General features: G+C 57.8%; 17 protein-coding genes and 2 pseudogenes. 12 read left to right on the forward strand and 7 right to left on the reverse strand.

The features are described from left to right. Window positions 1-5: 5 nt before the first annotated feature. The gene (locus SOP95_RS16780; protein ID WP_323607688.1) at window positions 6-452 is read right to left on the reverse strand and encodes an NUDIX hydrolase; all 447 of its coding nucleotides are present in this window, start codon (window positions 450-452) and stop codon (window positions 6-8) included. A 154-nt stretch (window positions 453-606) separates the two neighbouring features. On the opposite strand from SOP95_RS16780, the gene SOP95_RS16785 reads away from it, so the two are divergent. Beyond that, on the forward strand, window positions 607-1,059 hold the full coding sequence (locus SOP95_RS16785) for a bleomycin resistance protein (protein ID WP_323607689.1): 453 nt from the start codon (window positions 607-609) through the stop codon (window positions 1,057-1,059). Between the two features lie 56 nt (window positions 1,060-1,115). Here the strand turns inward: SOP95_RS16785 and SOP95_RS16790 are convergent, their stop codons facing one another. Continuing rightward, window positions 1,116-1,826 carry an ArsR/SmtB family transcription factor gene (locus SOP95_RS16790; protein WP_274076397.1) on the reverse strand — a complete coding sequence of 237 codons (711 nt, stop codon included), beginning with the start codon at window positions 1,824-1,826 and terminating at the stop codon, window positions 1,116-1,118. 73 nt (window positions 1,827-1,899) lie between these two features. Here SOP95_RS16790 and SOP95_RS16795 point away from each other — a divergent pair, with 73 nt between their 5' ends. From SOP95_RS16795 to SOP95_RS16805, 3 genes are all read left to right on the forward strand, one after another. After that, window positions 1,900-3,060: a cytochrome P450 gene (locus tag SOP95_RS16795; RefSeq protein WP_323607690.1), complete on the forward strand. Its 1,161-nt coding sequence runs from the start codon at window positions 1,900-1,902 to the stop codon at window positions 3,058-3,060. Beyond that, window positions 3,057-3,410 (forward strand): antibiotic biosynthesis monooxygenase family protein, encoded by a 354-nt coding sequence (locus tag SOP95_RS16800; protein WP_323607691.1) that lies wholly within the window; start codon window positions 3,057-3,059, stop codon window positions 3,408-3,410. Before SOP95_RS16795 ends, SOP95_RS16800 begins: the two co-directional genes overlap by 4 nt. 458 nt (window positions 3,411-3,868) lie before the next feature. Continuing rightward, the gene (locus SOP95_RS16805) at window positions 3,869-5,788 is read left to right on the forward strand and encodes a tyrosine-protein phosphatase (protein WP_323607692.1); all 1,920 of its coding nucleotides are present in this window, start codon (window positions 3,869-3,871) and stop codon (window positions 5,786-5,788) included. A gap of 45 nt (window positions 5,789-5,833) precedes the next feature. Here the strand turns inward: SOP95_RS16805 and SOP95_RS16810 are convergent, their stop codons facing one another. Next, entirely contained in the window at window positions 5,834-6,775 is a 942-nt protein-coding gene (locus tag SOP95_RS16810) for a helix-turn-helix transcriptional regulator (RefSeq protein WP_406591142.1), read from the reverse strand. A 258-nt stretch (window positions 6,776-7,033) separates the two neighbouring features. On the opposite strand from SOP95_RS16810, the gene SOP95_RS16815 reads away from it, so the two are divergent. Beyond that, entirely contained in the window at window positions 7,034-8,248 is a 1,215-nt protein-coding gene (locus tag SOP95_RS16815) for an aldose 1-epimerase family protein (RefSeq protein WP_274076401.1), read from the forward strand. Here the strand turns inward: SOP95_RS16815 and SOP95_RS16820 are convergent. Then, a pseudogene (locus SOP95_RS16820) lies at window positions 8,247-8,363 on the reverse strand (hypothetical protein); the annotation flags it as partial. The gene SOP95_RS16815 and the pseudogene SOP95_RS16820 sit on opposite strands and share 2 nt — an antisense overlap. A 252-nt stretch (window positions 8,364-8,615) precedes the next feature. Here SOP95_RS16820 and SOP95_RS16825 point away from each other — a divergent pair. The 7 genes from SOP95_RS16825 (at window position 8,616) to hydA (ending at window position 15,472) form a co-directional block, all read left to right on the forward strand. Next, a complete protein-coding gene (locus tag SOP95_RS16825; protein ID WP_274076402.1) occupies window positions 8,616-9,392 on the forward strand; it encodes a transporter substrate-binding domain-containing protein in 777 nt (258 codons plus the stop codon). A gap of 64 nt (window positions 9,393-9,456) precedes the next feature. Further along, window positions 9,457-10,134, forward strand: coding sequence for an amino acid ABC transporter permease (locus SOP95_RS16830; protein WP_027923846.1), 678 nt, complete (start codon window positions 9,457-9,459; stop codon window positions 10,132-10,134). Continuing rightward, a complete protein-coding gene (locus SOP95_RS16835) occupies window positions 10,131-10,865 on the forward strand; it encodes an amino acid ABC transporter ATP-binding protein (RefSeq protein WP_274076403.1) in 735 nt (244 codons plus the stop codon). Before SOP95_RS16830 ends, SOP95_RS16835 begins: the two co-directional genes overlap by 4 nt. Before the next feature lie 20 nt (window positions 10,866-10,885). Beyond that, the gene (locus tag SOP95_RS16840; RefSeq protein ID WP_323607693.1) at window positions 10,886-12,121 is read left to right on the forward strand and encodes a cysteine desulfurase-like protein; all 1,236 of its coding nucleotides are present in this window, start codon (window positions 10,886-10,888) and stop codon (window positions 12,119-12,121) included. A 36-nt stretch (window positions 12,122-12,157) separates the two neighbouring features. Next, the gene (locus SOP95_RS16845) at window positions 12,158-13,027 is read left to right on the forward strand and encodes a MurR/RpiR family transcriptional regulator (RefSeq protein ID WP_274076405.1); all 870 of its coding nucleotides are present in this window, start codon (window positions 12,158-12,160) and stop codon (window positions 13,025-13,027) included. A 54-nt stretch (window positions 13,028-13,081) separates the two neighbouring features. After that, window positions 13,082-13,978 carry an allantoinase PuuE gene (locus SOP95_RS16850; protein WP_274076406.1) on the forward strand — a complete coding sequence of 299 codons (897 nt, stop codon included), beginning with the start codon at window positions 13,082-13,084 and terminating at the stop codon, window positions 13,976-13,978. A gap of 57 nt (window positions 13,979-14,035) precedes the next feature. Next, the gene (hydA, locus tag SOP95_RS16855) at window positions 14,036-15,472 is read left to right on the forward strand and encodes a dihydropyrimidinase (RefSeq protein ID WP_323607694.1); all 1,437 of its coding nucleotides are present in this window, start codon (window positions 14,036-14,038) and stop codon (window positions 15,470-15,472) included. Between the two features lie 50 nt (window positions 15,473-15,522). Here hydA and SOP95_RS16860 read toward each other — a convergent pair whose 3' ends face one another. From SOP95_RS16860 to SOP95_RS16865, 3 genes and pseudogenes are all read right to left on the reverse strand, one after another. Beyond that, window positions 15,523-15,900, reverse strand: a complete 378-nt coding sequence (locus SOP95_RS16860; protein WP_323607696.1) for a c-type cytochrome — start codon at window positions 15,898-15,900, stop codon at window positions 15,523-15,525. A 181-nt stretch (window positions 15,901-16,081) separates the two neighbouring features. Beyond that, window positions 16,082-16,189 (reverse strand): annotated as a pseudogene (locus tag SOP95_RS32175) (DUF6632 domain-containing protein); the annotation flags it as partial. 63 nt (window positions 16,190-16,252) lie between these two features. Further along, window positions 16,253-16,639, reverse strand: a complete 387-nt coding sequence (locus tag SOP95_RS16865) for a cupin domain-containing protein (RefSeq protein WP_323607697.1) — start codon at window positions 16,637-16,639, stop codon at window positions 16,253-16,255. Between the last annotated feature and the right edge of the window lie 62 nt (window positions 16,640-16,701).

The following is a 16,701-nucleotide window of genomic DNA, read 5'->3' on the forward strand; positions in this document are numbered from 1 at the left end:
GCTGCCTATTCAAGTAGCGACAGCGACTTGAGCAGATCCTGAAGGCCCTCAGGTACCAGAGGGGAGGCGAGGCTGAAATCCGTGCTGTCGCACCATCTGGCGATGAACGATGCCCCGTCGCTTTCGTGTCCTGTCAGTTCTTTTGCTTCGTAGACGCGTTCGTCATCGAATGTCGCGTCATAGACCTGAACGATTTCGTGCCCCGGCTTACCGGCATAGGTGAAGAGGCTTTCCAGTGTACCCAGCAGACGCACGCCATGAACCGACAAACCCAGCTCTTCCTGCACTTCCCTGACAATGGCATCGGCACTTCTTTCGCCAAACTCGATACCGCCACCGATGGGGCGGTAAAGGGTTCGTTGGTTTTCGTTGTCGTGGAACTGGTTGACCAGGATCTTGCCGTGATGATGAAAGATACAGAGGGCGAGAGGGCGGATGCGATGTTCGGACAACGGTGGAACTCCTTTGGGGTGTTGGACAAGTCCGTTTTGAAGTGGTGGTGATCCATGTAAGGAACCCGCGCATCAATCATGGTACAACCGGCCCTGGCAGAGAACGATAACGTTTTGCTGCCTGAGGTGTTCTACAACGACAAGGAGTCCCTTCATGAAGATGAACCCATTGGTTCCAGAGATGATTGTCTCTGACGTGCAACGCAGCCTGGCATTCTACTGCCAGGTACTTGGCTTTCAGGTTGAATACGAAAGACCTGAGCACAAGTTCGCTTTCCTGTCTTTCCAGGGCAGTCAATTGATGCTCGAAGAGGATGACTTGCAGGCGTCTCCCTGGCGGGTTGGTCCTCTGGAATCACCCTATGGCCGAGGGATGAATCTTTCGATCCGCTGCGCGGATGCCAACGCCTTGGCCAAGGCCATCGAAGGCGCCGGCATTGCACTGCGCAGACCCATTGAAGAGTGCTGGTACCGCGACAACGAGCGCGAGCATGGAGAGCTCAATTTCCTGGTGCTGGACCCGGATGGCTATCTGTTGCGATTCAATCAAAGCCTGGGTGTCAGGGCTGTCGACACTGGTCCCTTGCCCAACCGCAACCCCCTGTAGGAGCAAGCTTGCTCGCGATGGAGTCAGGGACAACGCATGAATCCAGCAAACATGCGTTATTCCTGGTTCTCAACGGTGATCCCAAATCGGCCAGACAGCTCCTTTCGCCCTTTGGGCGTCAATGCAAGTGCCCGGCTATCAAGGTCCTGGATAACCCACTTGCGGTTTAGAGCTGTCTGTAGCAAAGCCGCTCCCAGTGCTCCACCCAGATGAGGGCGCCGCATGCTCCAGTCCAGACACGAGCAAGCGAAACGACGTCGCTGTACCCTTGCTTTCGCGATTTCCATACCAAGCCCAACCATTGCTGCTTCGCCGCAGTCAGTCAGCTGATACACAGGGTCACCCGCGTCAGACACCATCAACCAACCTGACTCGATGAAATGATCATGCAGATTAACCGCCAAGGTTCCGGCCATGTGGTCATAACACGTACGCGCAAACTGCAATCGGTTAGGGGCGGTAGAAACAAACCTGGCGTTCGCGGATTGGCTAACCACCATGAGGGCTTCAAGCGCTTGCGCCACTTGTTTGTCCGCCAGACTGTAGTAGCGATGCCGTCCCTGCGTGTGCAGCTTGAGCAACCCGTCCTCCTTGAGTCTTGCCAAATGCGCGCTCGCGGTGGAGGTACTTACGTCGGCGATTACGGCCATTTCGGTACTGGTTCGCGCGTGACCATCCATCAGCGAGCAAAGCATTTTCGTCCTCGCAGGTTCCGCAATAGCGCCGGCGATCCGGGAAAGGGCAAGCTCATTGCCTTGGCAATCCATATTTCGTTCCTGAGCGAATCGTCAGCGTGAAGGGTGTCCGATAGTAACTGTTCTTTGTTAACAGGACTCCAAAATGACGCCATTAGAAGCAGCCACCCATGACGATCCTTATGGTTACTACTCGCGCCTCAGGCAACAGAAGGAACTGTTCTTCGATGCGGATCTTGGTTTATGGATTGCGAGTGGGGCCACAGCGGTCGAGGCCATTCTGGGCAATCCCGATTGTCGAGTGCGTCCACTCCACGAGCCAATTCCTCCTGCCATTGCACAGGGCGCCGCCGGACTTGTTTTCGGTCGGTTGATGCGCATGAACGAAGGGGCACGACACCGGTGTCCCAGGATGGCATTTGAGCCCGCCCTGGCCTCTATCGAGATGGAAGGCGTCGCCGACATTGTGTCACGGCTGGTCGCGACACTTGATAAGTCGCTCGAAACTACGGACGAGTTGATGTTCACGTTGCCGGTTTGCGTCATTGCCTCCTTGATAGGTCTGCCATCCTCGCGAATGCAAGATGTCGCGAAGCTGACACGGGATTTTGTCGCCTGCCTATCGCCGTTAAGCGATGAAACGCAACTCGATAAGGCCCATTCCGGAGCCATTCAACTTGGCCAGGTATTCAGCGCGCTGCTGAATGACCCTGAAAGTGATAGCGCTTTGTTGACTCGAATTCGCAGCGAAAGCAAAGCTGCTGAATGGGAAGATCCAGAAGCGTTGATTGCTAACCTGATCGGCTTGATGTCACAGACCTGTGAAGCCACAGCAGGCTTGATTGGCAATACCCTCGTAGCGCTCCATCGTAATCCTGACCTGATTGAAGACGGGCAACCGACGCCGATGCTCGTCGCAGAACTGGTGGCCGAGGTAGCGCGCTACGACTCGCCAGTGCAAAACACCCGGCGATTCGTTGCGAAGCGATGCACGATTGGCGATAGCGTCCTGGAAGCGGGGGATACCGTTCTAGTGCTACTCGCTTCAGCCAATCGAGATCCCTGCCTGAACCCCGACCCCGATAGCTTCCTGCTCAAGCGAAGTAAAAGACGAACCTTCAGTTTCGGTTCAGGACGACATGAATGCCCAGGTCAGCAACTGGCGTTGGCGATCGCCTCTGAAGCGATATTGCTGTGGTTGCAACGCCAGTCTTTCCCCTCTGCGCGATCGTATCGGTGGCGTTATTTGCCGTCCCTTAATGGGCGCATTCCTAAATTCCATCCCACTCAGGAAACTCAGCAATGATCGCCGTTATCTTTGAAGCCTGGCCACGCGAAGAGCAATACCAGCGCTACCTTGACCTGGCTGCTGAACTGAAACCTTTGCTGGCAGAGTTGGATGGCTTCATTTGCGTGGAGCGTTTCCAAAGCCTGAGTGAGCCAGGAAAGGTGCTGTCGCTGTCATTCTGGCGTGACGAAGAAGCTATCCAACGGTGGCGCGGTCTTGAACTGCATCGTGCGGCCCAATTGGCAGGCCGTCAGCAGGTTTTCAACGATTATCATCTGCGCATTGCCCATGTCGTACGAGACTACAGTCTTGACGATCGTGCTCAAGCGCCGAGTGATAGTAGGCAAGCTCATGAGAGGACTGCATGATCGCGGTTTTCATGGGGCTGGTTGTTCGTTTGGCAGTTTTCTGCGGAAAGTAAATCGGCCGGTTGAATCTGCGCACCATGAAAGCCGTTGGCCCATAATCTCAGTGCTTCGTTGTCTTGCTCGAATCAAACCCTTGGGTGGCATCGATTATTTCGCCGCAAGCCTGGCTCAAGCTTTCGTTGGCTGAGGCCGGGCGATTTGGTAGTTTCCCCATTCATCACCCATGAGGCATCAGGATGACGCTCATATTAAGGCAAGCCTGCGTTACCGACATTCCGTCGATATACCGGGGCGAGCAGGATTCATAGCTGCCTACGGCTGGCGATAACACCTCGGACAAAAAACGAACCCGGCGGACCAATCACGCACCGATTTTCGTCCGAGCGCAATCTGTCATATTCGGTATTACTTCATTACAGATAGTAGCCAGCCCATCGCTTGATCAATGAGGCTGTACTGTGTTTCCACGTCTTCTGTGTTCGCTGTCCGTTTTGACTCTGTCCATCGCCACCGCCCAAGCCGCCGTGACTAACGTCCTCGAGACTCCCCACCTGCGCAGCATTGACAACTTCCGCGATCTCGTGGGGGTTACCACCGCCTATTCCACGGCCCGGGATGGCACGATGCGTAGCGGGGTGTTCTATCGTTCCAACGCGCTGACCCCGTCTGCCGCGGATCTGGCTACGCTGAATTCCTTGGGCATCAAGGCCGTCTACGACCTGCGCACCCCCAGTGAGATTGCCGGCACACCCGACACGATGCTCACCGGGGCGAGCTACGAAAACATCGACATCATCGGCAGCACCACATCCGGTTCGAACATCACCACGGTCTCGTTCAAGAGTGCAGCCGATGCCATCGCGATGATGGAGCAGACCAACCGGGCGTTTGTCAGTGACGCCGGGATGCGCAGCCAGTTCACCAGGCTGTTCAATGAACTGGCCAGTGTCGACGGTGCCGCGTTGTTCCATTGCACCGCCGGCAAGGACCGAACCGGTTGGACCGCCGCCGTGTTGCTGAGCATTGCCGGGGTCGACAGTGCCACCATCATGAGTAATTACCTGGCCACCAACGACTACACCGCCGCGCGCGTAGCGGCGACCCTGGCGAGTATGCCGCCGGCGATGGCGGCCATTTATGCGCCGCTGCTCGGCGTCGAGTCCAGCTACTTGCAAGCCGGCCTGGACGAGGTGACCGCGCAGTACGGCAGCATGGACAACTACCTCAAGCAAGGCCTGGGTCTGTCCCAGGAGACGATCTATGTGCTGCGCGGCAAGATGGTCTACTTCAACAGTCTGCCCGGCCAGGCGGGTCTGCTTGGTAACGCCGCCGCCGGCGCGCAGCTTTTGCAACAGCTGCAGAACAGCAGCCTTTCGGGCACTTACAGCGACTACAACTACTATCTGCAGTCGGCCATCGATGCGGGCGACCTGGCGGGCGTCCAGTCCACGGTCGGCGGTCAGGTGCACGCCGACGCGGCGAGTTACCTGCTGCGTCAGGGCGCGATGATCGAACAGGCGGCTGCGCCGTTTGCCAGTGGCACGGACCTCAAGGTCGGCCAGTACCGCTTGTGGTCCACCGCATTGGCGGGCTACCTGGGCACCGATGGTTCGTCCCAAGCCTCCAGCAGCAACGAGCACAGCCAAGGCATGATGGTCGGCCTGACCCAGCGCTTCTCCGAACAACTGAGCGCCCATGCCGGCTTCGGCTACAGCAAGGGCAACGTCGGCGGCGCGGGTGGCGAGGCGGATACCGACTTCAGCTTTCTCAGCATGGGCGCACGCTTCGCGCCGGACGGTCTGGAACGCGGGTTGTTCGTCGACGCCGACGCCAGCGCCGGCTACATCGACTACGCCAGCAAGCGCGACCTCGGCGGCGGCCTCGGCACCGCCAAGGGCGAAAGCCATGGCAATCTCACTGGAGCAACCCTGGCATTGGGCTACCGTGTGCCGGTCAGCGGCGTGACGCTCGAACCGAGCCTCGGCGTGCGCGTCAGCCATCTGAACTTGTCGGGTTTCCAGGAGAAAGGCAGTGAGCTGGCCCTCGACGTCGACAGCATTGACGAAACTCGCCGCAGTGCCGTGGCCAACCTCAACGCGGCATTCGCCCCGATCGGCATGGGCGCCTGGCAACTGGTGCCGGGTGTCCAGGTGGGCTATGAGCATGTGCTTGGCGATCATCAGGTCGACAGCGAAGGGCACTTGCTGGGCCTGGATATCGAACAGCGCGCCGCGTTCGATAACCGCGACCAGTTCACCGCAGGGGTCAACCTCATGGCCAATCTCGGCGCGTTGAGCGTGGGTGCCGAAGTGGGTGCGAGCGGTGGCGGGGACAGCCACGGCTTCAGCGGCGGGCTCAAGGCCAGTTATCTGTTCTAGGGAAACACTTCGGGTTCGGGCCGCTATCGATTGGCGGCCGGAGCCTTAATGCCTCGCTCGCGTGCGCAGTCCTGATTTCAGTTCTGCGGGGCTGATGCCATAGGCGCTCTGGAAATACTGGCAAAACCTGCCGACATTGCTGAAGCCCAATCGCAGCGCCACTTCAGTCACGGAAGGCGAATCGCGTTGGGCGAGCGCTTCGTGGGCGCGCTGCAAACGCACCTGCCGCTGGTACGCCACAATCGAGCTCCCCACGAATCGCCGGAAACCTTCCTGCAGTGCTCGCTGGCTGACATGGGTCAATCGGGCCAGATCCGTTCCGCTGAGCAGATGCTCGGGGTGCGCCTGAATGTGCTCAACCGCCAGCTTCACATGCCGTGGCGCGATCAACGGAGCAGGCTGCCTCAGGGCTTGGGTGAAATTATGCGGCCAGGATTCCAGCACCGCGTCCAACAACATCTCTCGCAGCCGCGATGGCATCAGTGTTCCGGTGTTGATCAGCACATCGAACTCGGCGCCGGTGGCCAGATCGATCAATGCCTTGAGGCCCTGGAAAATCGAGACCTTCAAATCAACCACAGGCTCGAACACCAACCGTTCAACAATTGGCTTGCCCAATAGCGTCGACAGTCGTTCTGTGAGCATCGCACGCTTTATCGACATCCCGTGCTGCGCGTGATTGTCGATAAAACGCATCGAACGAATATCTGATTTGTCGATTGCCAGCCCGACCTGTGAATCACCGATCGACTCGCAGAGGTGATTGAAGATGATTTTGCCGGCGGTAGGAATGACGAAGGTGATTTCGTCCTGGGGATCGGGAAAGACCACCGAGAAGTCGCCACGGTAATGCATGCGGCGAAAGCTGACACCCTCGTGCCGGCCGTAGACGCCGCCGATGATGATGTTCGAGGGCAAGGGCGGGGTATCGGAATAGCGATTGCCGAACATTTTCGCGAACAGCGCGCCGAAGTCATCGCTGCACATGTCGTTGGACCTGAGGATGATTTGCTGGCGGGACGGAGTTGAGGACACCTTGGCTGGCACCTTGTAGTGAGGCTTTATGTCGGAGTGAAGTGCGCGAGAGCAGGGAGGGTAGCGTGCAGGGGTGACAGGTTTGTGACGGCCCGGTGCCCAAGGCAGACCTGAAAAACGCGCTGTTCCGACTTTATGTCGCTTTTTAAGCTTGCTGAAACGTTTCTTCAAGTCTATAAAAATGCCACAACTCCAAGAAAGGCTGCTGCCATGACCCCGCTCAAACTCCTTGTTGCCCTCAGCGCACTGTCCGCTGCCTCCCACGCCATGGCCTGGGACTACGTTCTGCTCGACACTGACAAAGCCGCCCAAAACTGGCAGATCACCAGCCAGCAACTCGGCGTAAAAACCGACAAACCCTTCAGCGTCACCCTGCGCACCTTGCATGGCGGGCGGCAGGAGGGCGTCAGCATCGTCGACATCGATAACGGCACGATGAAACTCTCGGTAGTGCCGACTCGCGGAATGAACGTCTTGCAGGCCTCGGTAGGCGATGTGAGGATGGGCTGGGATTCGCCGGTCAAGGAAGTGGTCAATCCGTCCTTCATCGAACTCAATGGCCGCGGTGGTCTGGGCTGGTTGGAAGGCTTCAATGAGCTGGTCACCCGCTGCGGATACGAATGGGTCGGCCACCCAGGCGTCGACAACGGCGAACTGCTGACCCTGCACGGTCGGGCCGCCAATATTCCTGCGAACAAAGTCACCCTGCACATCGATGAAAAACCACCGTACGCCATCACCCTGCGCGGCGAACTCAAGGAGCAGGCGTTCAAGAAGGTCGACTTCTCCGTCGCGACCGAACTGGTCACCGAACCCGGCAGCGTAGTGTTCGCCCTCAACGACACCCTGACCAACAACGGTGACTATCCGAAGGAATACCAGGCGCTGTATCACAGTAACTTCAGCACCCCGTTCCTGGAGCAGGGCGCTCGTTTCGCCGCGCCGGTGAAACAGGTGTCGCCGTTCAACGACAAGGCCAAGGGTGATCTGCCCGACTGGCAAACCTACCGCGCACCGACCAAGGACTACGACGAAACGGTTTACAACGTGGTGCCGTATGCCGATGCCAAGGGCGATACGTTGACCGTGTTGCATGACAAGGCCGGCAGCCTGGGCGTTTCGGTCGGCTTCAATACTCAGACACTGCCGGTGTTTTCCCTGTGGAAAAACACCGATACCCAAGGCCAGGGCTATGTCACGGGGCTGGAGCCGGGGACAAGTTTTTCCTACAACCGCCGTTATCAGCGGCCACTGAACCTGGTACCCACAATCGGGCCGAAGGAACACAAGCAGTTCCGCATCAGCTACAGCTTGTTGGCGGATAAGGCGGCTGTGGATAAGGCCTTGAAGCAGGTGAGCGATATTCAGGGTGGGCGGGAGACTGAGGTGCGGCAGACGCCGTTGGTTGATCTGACCAAGGGGTAAGCATTGTCGGCCGACATTGCAGCCCCTCGGCCAAATGTTCGCGTCTGATCCCGTCGGCTTGTTCAAGGTCCGCCAGTGTACTCGCGACCTTGAGCAGTCGATCGGCTGCTCGCCAGCAGACGCTCATAAAGTCGAAACCCGTGAAGAGGCCTCCATCGAGGCATTCTCACACCACAGCTTTGGCGTCAGCCTTGATAGCTGATTCCCTTTGGACGTGGCGCTCAAGGCAAACTGAAAATGATCGCGGAGCAAAAAATTCACTGACATACGGTATTGAATTAAATAATTCATTGATTTACTCTCGATCCCACGTTGTACGAGATCAACCGCTGTTAGCACCTAAAAAAACAAACAATCGGGAGCAAACATGAAAGCGAAAGTGATGTTGGGATTGTTCATGACCGCCGCAGTTTCACTGCCAGCCTGGGCCGCGGACTGGACCGTAGGTGCTAACGTTGGCAACGTGCCCTGGGAGTTTCAGGATTCCAAAGGTGAGTTCGTCGGCTTCGAAGTCGATGTTGTAAAAGAGGTGGCCAAGCGCGCCGGAAAAAGCGTCGAGTTCGTCAATATTCCCTTCAACGGCCTGTTCAGTGCCGTGCAATCCAAACGTGTTGAAATCGCTATCTCTTCAATCACTATTACCCCTAAACGTTTGGAGTCGGTAGCCTTTGCGCAGCCTTACTTCGACAGCGACCAGTCGCTCACCGCACTGACCACTTCCAAGGTCAAGAGCCTGGCCGACATGAACGACAAGGTGGTGGGTGTCGACACTGGCTCTACCGGTGACATGTGGATCGGCCAACACAAGGACGAGTACAAGTTCGCCGATGTCTCGCGCTATGAAGGGCTATCGCCGGCCATGCTCGACCTGGCTTCCGGACGAATCGATGGCTACCTCAGCGACATCCCGGCGGTGCTCTACTACATCAAGGACAAACCGCAATATTCCATCGTGGCGCGTATTCCCACGGGTGAACGCTACTCGCTGATGCACGCCAAAGGCTGGGCGATGAGCGATCAGGTCAACGACATCATCAGCAAGATGAAAGAAGACGGCACCCTGGGGAAAATCCACAAACAGTGGTTCGGCGCCGATGCCAATCAAGACTCGAGCACCATGAAAGTGACCGCCGTCCTCAAGTAAGCCCTGCTGATGATGCATGTAAGTGGCGACGCCTGTTCGCCACTTGTATTGACCGAGGTATCCCATGGATCTTTTGCAGACATTCTTCAACTGGAACGTGCTCGTCGATTCGCTTCCGCTGATGATGCGCGGTTTGGGCGTGACCATTTTGCTTGGGGTGGTGAGCATTGCCCTGGGCCTGGTGGGCGGGCTATTGCTGGCATTGCTGCGGTTGTACTCCTACGCACCTGTTCGAGCGCTTGCACGTATCTACATCGATATCATGCGCTCCATTCCACTGCTGGTTTTACTGGTACTCATCTACTACGCGCTGCCTTTTGTCGGCATTCGTCTGTCGTCCTTTGCGGCCGCTGCCAGTGCGCTCTCGCTTGTCTCATGCGCTTACAGCGCGGAGATTTTTCGTTCGGGCATCGAGGCCATTCCCCGTGGCCAATTCGAAGCATCGGCTTCTCAAGGCATGAGTTTCTTCAACACCATGCGCGACGTGGTTTTGCCGCAGGCTATCCGCATCGTGATGCCGCCCATGACCAGCAATTGCATCAACGTGATGAAAGACACGGCGCTCGCCTCAGTCGTAGCGATGCCTGACTTGCTGAAGCAGGCGACCCAGGCGCAGGCACTGGCAGCTAACCCGACACCGCTGGTTGGGGCAGCCTTGCTGTACCTCTTGCTGCTGCTGCCGCTGGTGCAGATGGTCAGCTGGGTTGAGCGTCGTAACGCCTCTGGAGGAAAAACCGCATGAGCACGTTGATCGACATCGAAAAGCTCGACAAGTACTACGGCAATTTCAAAGCGTTGAGCGATATCAACCTGCAGGTTGAAGAAGGTGAAGTGGTGGTCATTCTTGGCCCGTCCGGGTCGGGTAAATCGACCTTGATCCGTTGCATCAACCTGCTTGAGAACTACCAGCAAGGCCATATCCGCGTGGCCGGCGAGCGTGTTGAAAACGGTCCGCGACTGGCCGCCATCCGCAGCGAAGTGGGTATGGTGTTTCAGAGTTTCAACCTCTATCCACATCTCACTGTTCTCGACAACGTATCACTGGCGCCGATCCGTGTTCGCGGGCTGAGCCGGCGTGATGCGCACGCCAGGGCCAAGGAGCTATTGGTGAAGGTCGGCATGGGCGATCACGCGCATAAATACCCGAGCCAATTGTCCGGTGGCCAACAGCAGCGTGTTGCCATTGCCCGCACCATGGCCATGGAACCTCGCGCAATCCTGTTCGACGAACCGACTTCGGCACTGGACCCGGAAATGGTCGGCGAAGTACTCGATGTCATGCAGAACCTTGCTCGCTCCGGCGTCACGATGGTCGTGGTGACTCACGAAATGGGCTTTGCCCGACGGGTCGCCGACCGGGTGATCTTCATGGAAAGTGGCCGCATTGTTGAGCAGAACATCCCTGAACCGTTTTTTACCGCACCTAAGGAACCTCGTACAAAAGCGTTCCTTCAGGCCATCCTGCACCACTGAATCCGGCTGGAGAAAGTAGAGTGAATCCTCTCGATATCGATTATGTTCGCAAGCAGTTTCCAGGTCTGGCCGATGGTTATGCCTACATGGATAACGCCGGTGGTTCGATGGTACTGAACACGGTGGCCGAGCGGGTCTGTGATTACCTGCTGAACAACAGTGTGCAACTGGGTGCTTCCTACCAACCTTCCGTTGCCGCTGGCGAGCGAGTGATGCAGGCGCGCCACTCGGTCATGCAGTTGATCAACGCCGAGCACCCCGAAGAAGTGATCATGGGCGGCTCGACCACCCACTTGTTGCAAATACTGTGTCGCGCCATTGCCCCGTCAATCGTCCCAGGTGATGAAATCATCGTCACCAATTGCGATCATGAGGCCAACATCGGTCCATGGGTCAAGCTGTGCGAAAGCCGTGGTGCGAGCTTGCGCGTGTGGAAGGTCAATCTCGACAGTTGTGAGCTGGAGCTGGATGACCTGCAGGTCTTGCTCAATGACAAAACCCGTTATGTGGCCATGACCCACACCTCGAATATTCTCGGCTCGGTCAATCCAGTCGCCGAGGTTGCGCGGCGTGTCCATGCGGTGGGTGCGAAACTGTGCGTTGACGCCGTCGCTTATGCGCCACACCGTCTGGTGGATGTGCAGGCCAGCGGCGCCGATTTCTACGTCTATAGCTTCTATAAAACATTCGGCCCGCACTTTGCCGTGCTCTGGGGTCGTCGCTATCTGTTGCTGGAGTTGCCGAGCCTTAACCACTTCTTTATCGGTCAGGATGTGGTCCCTTACAAATTGCAGCCGGGCAACGTCAACTACGAGTTGTCATTCGGTTGCATCGGCATTACCGACTATTTGCTCGACATCAGCACCCGGCTTGGCGCGCAAGGCAGCGAGCGCAAGTGCATGCAGGCTGCGTTCGATGCCTTCGAGGTGCAGGAGGATTTGCTCGCCGAGCGTCTGCTGGCATTCTTGCGCCAGCGCGAGGGCGTTCGGATCATCGGCAAAGCGAATACCCACAATCGAGTACCAACGATCAGTTTCGTGGTCGAGGACGTTCAGTCAGAGGCTGTTGTGCGCAGGGTCGATGAGCACCGCATTGGCATTCGTTTTGGTGACTTCTATGCGCGGCGACTTATCGAAGCCCTTGGGCTAGGCCAGTTTGGCGGGGTAGTGCGGGTGTCGTTGGCGCATTACAACACGCTGGAAGAAGTCGACCGCCTCATCACTGCGCTGGATCAAGCAATCACTGCGTTGCGTTGACAGGCGCACACACTTCCAATTTTACGAGCCTTCACTATGGCCTTACCTGAAACCCTTGCAGAGCTGCGTGACTGTATAGCGGCCCAGCACGAACAACTGACCGGTCGTCTGCGCGATGCTGCCCGATTCCTGATCGACAACCCGCATGAGATCGCACTCAACACGGTGGCCGAACTGGGTAAGCGCTCGAGCATCGCGCCTTCCGCCTACATTCGGCTGGCTCAAGCCCTTGGCTTTGCAGGTTTCAAGGATTTGCAGCGGCTGTTCCGTGCACCGCTGCAACAGGCAGCCGACACTCACAGCGAGCGTATTCGGCACTACGGCGGTGAGACGTTGCTGGAGGACCCGAGTGACGTCGGCGGGATTCTGCGTGAGTTCAGCCAGGCCAATATCGTTTCCCTGGAACACCTGGCCGAAGGCGGCGAGCAGGCCAATATCGAAGCCGCCATCGCCCACCTGCAAGTCGCGCGCACTACGTTCGTCATCGGCATGCGCCGTGCCTTTCCGGTGGCGGCGTATCTGAGCTACGCATTGAGTCGTGTCGGCCGGCGAGCCGTGCACATCAGCGGTGCTGGCGGCACGTTGCCGGAGCAGGTCAGCGCCATTGCCGATGATGATTTGTTGATAGCCGTCAGCTTTCCGCCGTACGCCAAGGACACCGTCGAGGCTTGTCGTCAGGCGCGGGAAGCAGGCGTGACGCTGGTGGCGATCACTGACAGCGTTCTGAGCCCTATCGGGCAAATGGCCGATACGGTGATTGAGGTCAACGACGCCGAATTACTGGGCTTTCGCTCGCTCACCGCTTCGTTCTGTATCGCTCAAACACTGGCCATGGGACTGGCCTTCAGCGAGTGGCAATCGGACAGCACCTTCAACCATGACCGGCTGAAAGATATCGACTGCTAAGTCGCGACTTTCGCCACGCACTTATAAAACCCGTCACTTCAGGAGAATATCCCGATGGTTTCACCTGCACGCGATTTAGTGGGTTACGGTAGACAACGCCCACAAGGCACCTGGCCGAATGGCGCACGTTTGGCCATCAGTTTGGTGATCAACTACGAAGAAGGCTCCGAACGCTCGCTCGCCATGGGCGACCCGGACCAGGAATCCATGACCGAATGGGGCAGCTATTCAATACCCGACGGCACACGCAATCTGGCGATGGAATCGATGTACGAGTACGGTTCTCGCGTCGGGATCTGGCGAATCCTGGATATTCTCGACCAGCAATCGGTTCGCGCGACTTTTCATGCCTGCGCAGTGGCCTTTGAGCAAAACCCTGATGTTGCACGCGCTGCAGTTGCAGGTGGTCATGAAATTTGCAGTCACGGCTATCGCTGGGAGGAAGTGTTTCGCCTGACCGAAGAACAGGAGCGTGAACACATGCGCCTGGCCATCGAATCATTCGAACGCACCTGCGGCAAGCGTCCGGTCGGCTGGTATTGCCGCTATGGCGCCAGCGTCAATACCCGTCGGCTGGTCGCTGAAGAGGGCGGTTTTCTCTACGACTCCGATGCCTACAACGACGATGTTCCCTACTTTGTCGAGGTCGAGGGCAAGCGTCACCTCGTGGTGCCTTATACCGCTGACGTGAACGATTTCCGCTACTGGAATTCTCCGGGGTTGTCGCAGGCATCGGACTTTTTCGAATACATGAAAGAAAGCTTTGAGGTCCTTTACGAGGAGTCGGCTGAAGGGCCACGCATGATGTCGATCGGGCTGCATCCACGCATGGTGGGCCGTCCCGGGCGGGTCAGGGCTATCAAGCAATTCATCGAGTATGCCCGGCAACACGGCGGTGTCTGGTTTGCTACGCGCGAAGAAATCGCCCGTGCCTGGCTTGAACGAACTTGATTGAAGACACGCGCCGCCTGACCGGCTGGGGCCGGTTACTTCTGCAAGAGGCCTGATATGCAACCTTTTGATACGGTGATTCGCAACGCCCGCGTGGTAACCGCCTCAGACACGTTCACCAGCGATATCGGTATTCGTGATGGGCGCATCGTCTCCCTTGGCCTGGACCTGCCGCAAGGTCACCAGGAAATCGACGCGGCAGGCCGGCATGTCACCCCCGGTGGCATCGACAGCCATGTGCACCTCGACCAGCCGACTGGCGACGGCTCGGTGATGGCTGATGACTTCTTCAGCGGCACGGTCTCGGCGGCCTGCGGCGGCACCACCACCGTCATCCCGTTCGCCTGCCAGCAGAAGGGCGAAAGCCTGCGCTCTGCCGTCGATGACTACCATCGCCGGGCGGGTAACAAGCCGGTGATCGATTATGCCTTCCACCTGATCGTCACCGACCCCACCCCGCAGGTGCTGCGTGAAGAACTGCCGGCCTTGATTGCTGAAGGCTATACATCGTTCAAGATCTACATGACCTACGATGCGCTGAAGCTGGGCGACCGGGAGATTCTCGAGACGTTGTCGGTCGCGCGCCGTGAGGGCGCCATGGTGATGCTCCACGCCGAGAACAGCGATTGCATCGCCTGGCTTACCGAGCGACTACTGGCGGCCGGGCTGACTGCGCCGCGCTACCACAGCGCGTCGCGGCCGATGCTGGTGGAGCGCGAAGCGACCCATCGTGCCATCGCCCTTGCCGAGCTGGTGGACGTGCCGATCCTGATCGTGCACGTGTCGGGTCGCGAGGCCGTGGAGCAGATTCGCTGGGCCCAGAGCCAGGGGTTGAAGGTGTACGCCGAAACCTGCCCGCAGTACCTGTTCCTGACCGCCTACTCTCTGGGGTGTGACGACAGCTTCGAAGGAGCCAAGTGCATCTGCAGCCCGCCGCCGCGCGATGCGGCAAATCAGCAGGTGATCTGGGATGGCCTGGAGAACGGCTCGTTCGAGATTTTCTCGTCAGACCACGCACCCTTTCGCTTCGATGGCCCGAATGGCAAGAAGGCCCACGGAGAAGAGGTGTCGTTCGACCAGATCGCCAACGGCATTCCCGGTGTCGAAACCCGCATGGCGCTGCTCTGGTCCGAAGGCGTGCGCACTGGGCGCATCACCGCGCAAAGCTTTGTCGCGCTGACCTCCACCAATGCCGCCAGGATGTATGGGTTGTATCCGCGCAAGGGCAGCATCGCCATTGGTGCCGATGCCGACCTGGTGATCTGGAACGAAGGTGAGTCGGTGCACCTGTGCAATGAAATGCTGCACCACAACGTCGATTACACGCCTTACGCCGGCATGACGCTGAGCGCCTGGCCGGCCATGACCCTGTCTCGCGGTGAGGTGGTCTGGGACGGCGCGCCGCGCGGTGAGGCGGGTCGCGGCCGGTTTCTGCCGTGCGAGCGCCCGGCGCCCGCGCAACTGCGCCGACGCAAGACTGAGTTGCAATGGTGAGTGCGGTCGCGCAGGAGGCCAGCCGAAGCCGTGGCGCGGCACTTTAAAGATCATCGTTTTTGTGAAATCACATCGCCCATGTATTGATTCAAATCGCGCAGATCCTTAACGCTCCATGCATGCGGCGATAGCTTTACACCATTCTCGCGCAAGGTTCTTGGAATCAAGTCGCCATTTGGGCGAAGTATTATCGAAGAGACAATCACGCCCGGATAATCATTCAATCGTTTCTTGAAAGCGGAGGTTGTCAGATCAGGCGTAGGCGGATTGCTTTTATTGGCCAGCGGGCCTGTTGCCTTGATATCTGTTCCGTGGCACATGCTGCATCGCTGTAGATAGAGATTTTTTCCATTGGCATTCTCCGCGAAGGCCAGTGAAGTTTGCGTCAGCGATAAAATTCCCAGCGAAGCGATGAATACTATTTTCATTGTTTTTATCTTCCTTGAAGGGTTCAGCGTCGATTGGACGCGATTTGGTGCGCGGGAAAGATATCAGCCGTCGCGTCGGCACCCAAGCGCACTGATCGACCCTTGGCCGGGGTCGATCAGGGGAGTTTCTCAGAAACTCCAAGTGAGCATACCCGGGATGAAAGTCATTTCATGCCTGCTCTCAGGCCCCATTGTGTGTCCCGGGCCGAGCGGCCAATGGCGAGCGGGGCGTCAAGATGGCCAAGGCAACCGCTACGATGAAGAGCGCCGGCACGTCACCTGCCAGGTGCTGGCATCGTAAAGTGCGATGCCAGGTATCTGGATTTATCGTTTGTCTTGTGAACACGAATAATCAAATCCAGACGTCGTTCAAAGCCGTCCGCTCACCCCCTTCGTGACCGGTATTCAGAACCCCTCGCGGCTCGATCATCATGATTTTCGCTTCTCCGTGCGCTGCTGTCCTGTGCTCCACGCCACGTGGCACTACATACAATTCGCCCGGGTGTACATGAACGCAGCCCTGCGGCAGGTCGATGCGCAAAATGCCTTCGAGCACCAGGAATGCTTCATCCGTCTGTGGGTGCGAGTGCCAGACGAATTCACCTTCGATTCGCACGACCTTGAATTGGTAGTCGTTCATTTCTGCGACGACCCTTGGGCTCCACTGTTGCTCGATCAGCGAAGCCTTTTGGGCCAGGTTCACAGGGTGTGATGCGCGTTGCTGAGTGAAGTCGGACATGACGGATCCTCTGTAGTTGAAGCCCTCAGCCTATCGAACCAAAAGCATGCAGTTCTTGTAAG

Origin of the sequence: Pseudomonas sp. YuFO8 (assembly GCF_035065025.1) — a bacterium.
GTDB lineage: Bacteria > Pseudomonadota > Gammaproteobacteria > Pseudomonadales > Pseudomonadaceae > Aquipseudomonas > Aquipseudomonas putida_AE.

Coding starts and splice junctions, on each gene's coding strand:
- SOP95_RS16785 (WP_323607689.1), top strand. CDS start 607: ATGAAGATGAACCCATTGGTTCCAGAGATGATTGTCTCTGACGTGCAA.
- SOP95_RS16790 (WP_274076397.1), bottom strand. CDS start 1,826: ATGGATTGCCAAGGCAATGAGCTTGCCCTTTCCCGGATCGCCGGCGCT.
- SOP95_RS16795 (WP_323607690.1), top strand. CDS start 1,900: ATGACGCCATTAGAAGCAGCCACCCATGACGATCCTTATGGTTACTAC.
- SOP95_RS16800 (WP_323607691.1), top strand. CDS start 3,057: ATGATCGCCGTTATCTTTGAAGCCTGGCCACGCGAAGAGCAATACCAG.
- SOP95_RS16810 (WP_406591142.1), bottom strand. CDS start 6,775: ATGTGCAGCGATGACTTCGGCGCGCTGTTCGCGAAAATGTTCGGCAAT.
- SOP95_RS16815 (WP_274076401.1), top strand. CDS start 7,034: ATGACCCCGCTCAAACTCCTTGTTGCCCTCAGCGCACTGTCCGCTGCC.
- SOP95_RS16825 (WP_274076402.1), top strand. CDS start 8,616: ATGAAAGCGAAAGTGATGTTGGGATTGTTCATGACCGCCGCAGTTTCA.
- SOP95_RS16830 (WP_027923846.1), top strand. CDS start 9,457: ATGGATCTTTTGCAGACATTCTTCAACTGGAACGTGCTCGTCGATTCG.
- SOP95_RS16835 (WP_274076403.1), top strand. CDS start 10,131: ATGAGCACGTTGATCGACATCGAAAAGCTCGACAAGTACTACGGCAAT.
- SOP95_RS16845 (WP_274076405.1), top strand. CDS start 12,158: ATGGCCTTACCTGAAACCCTTGCAGAGCTGCGTGACTGTATAGCGGCC.
- SOP95_RS16850 (WP_274076406.1), top strand. CDS start 13,082: ATGGTTTCACCTGCACGCGATTTAGTGGGTTACGGTAGACAACGCCCA.
- hydA (WP_323607694.1), top strand. CDS start 14,036: ATGCAACCTTTTGATACGGTGATTCGCAACGCCCGCGTGGTAACCGCC.
- SOP95_RS16860 (WP_323607696.1), bottom strand. CDS start 15,900: ATGAAAATAGTATTCATCGCTTCGCTGGGAATTTTATCGCTGACGCAA.
- SOP95_RS16865 (WP_323607697.1), bottom strand. CDS start 16,639: ATGTCCGACTTCACTCAGCAACGCGCATCACACCCTGTGAACCTGGCC.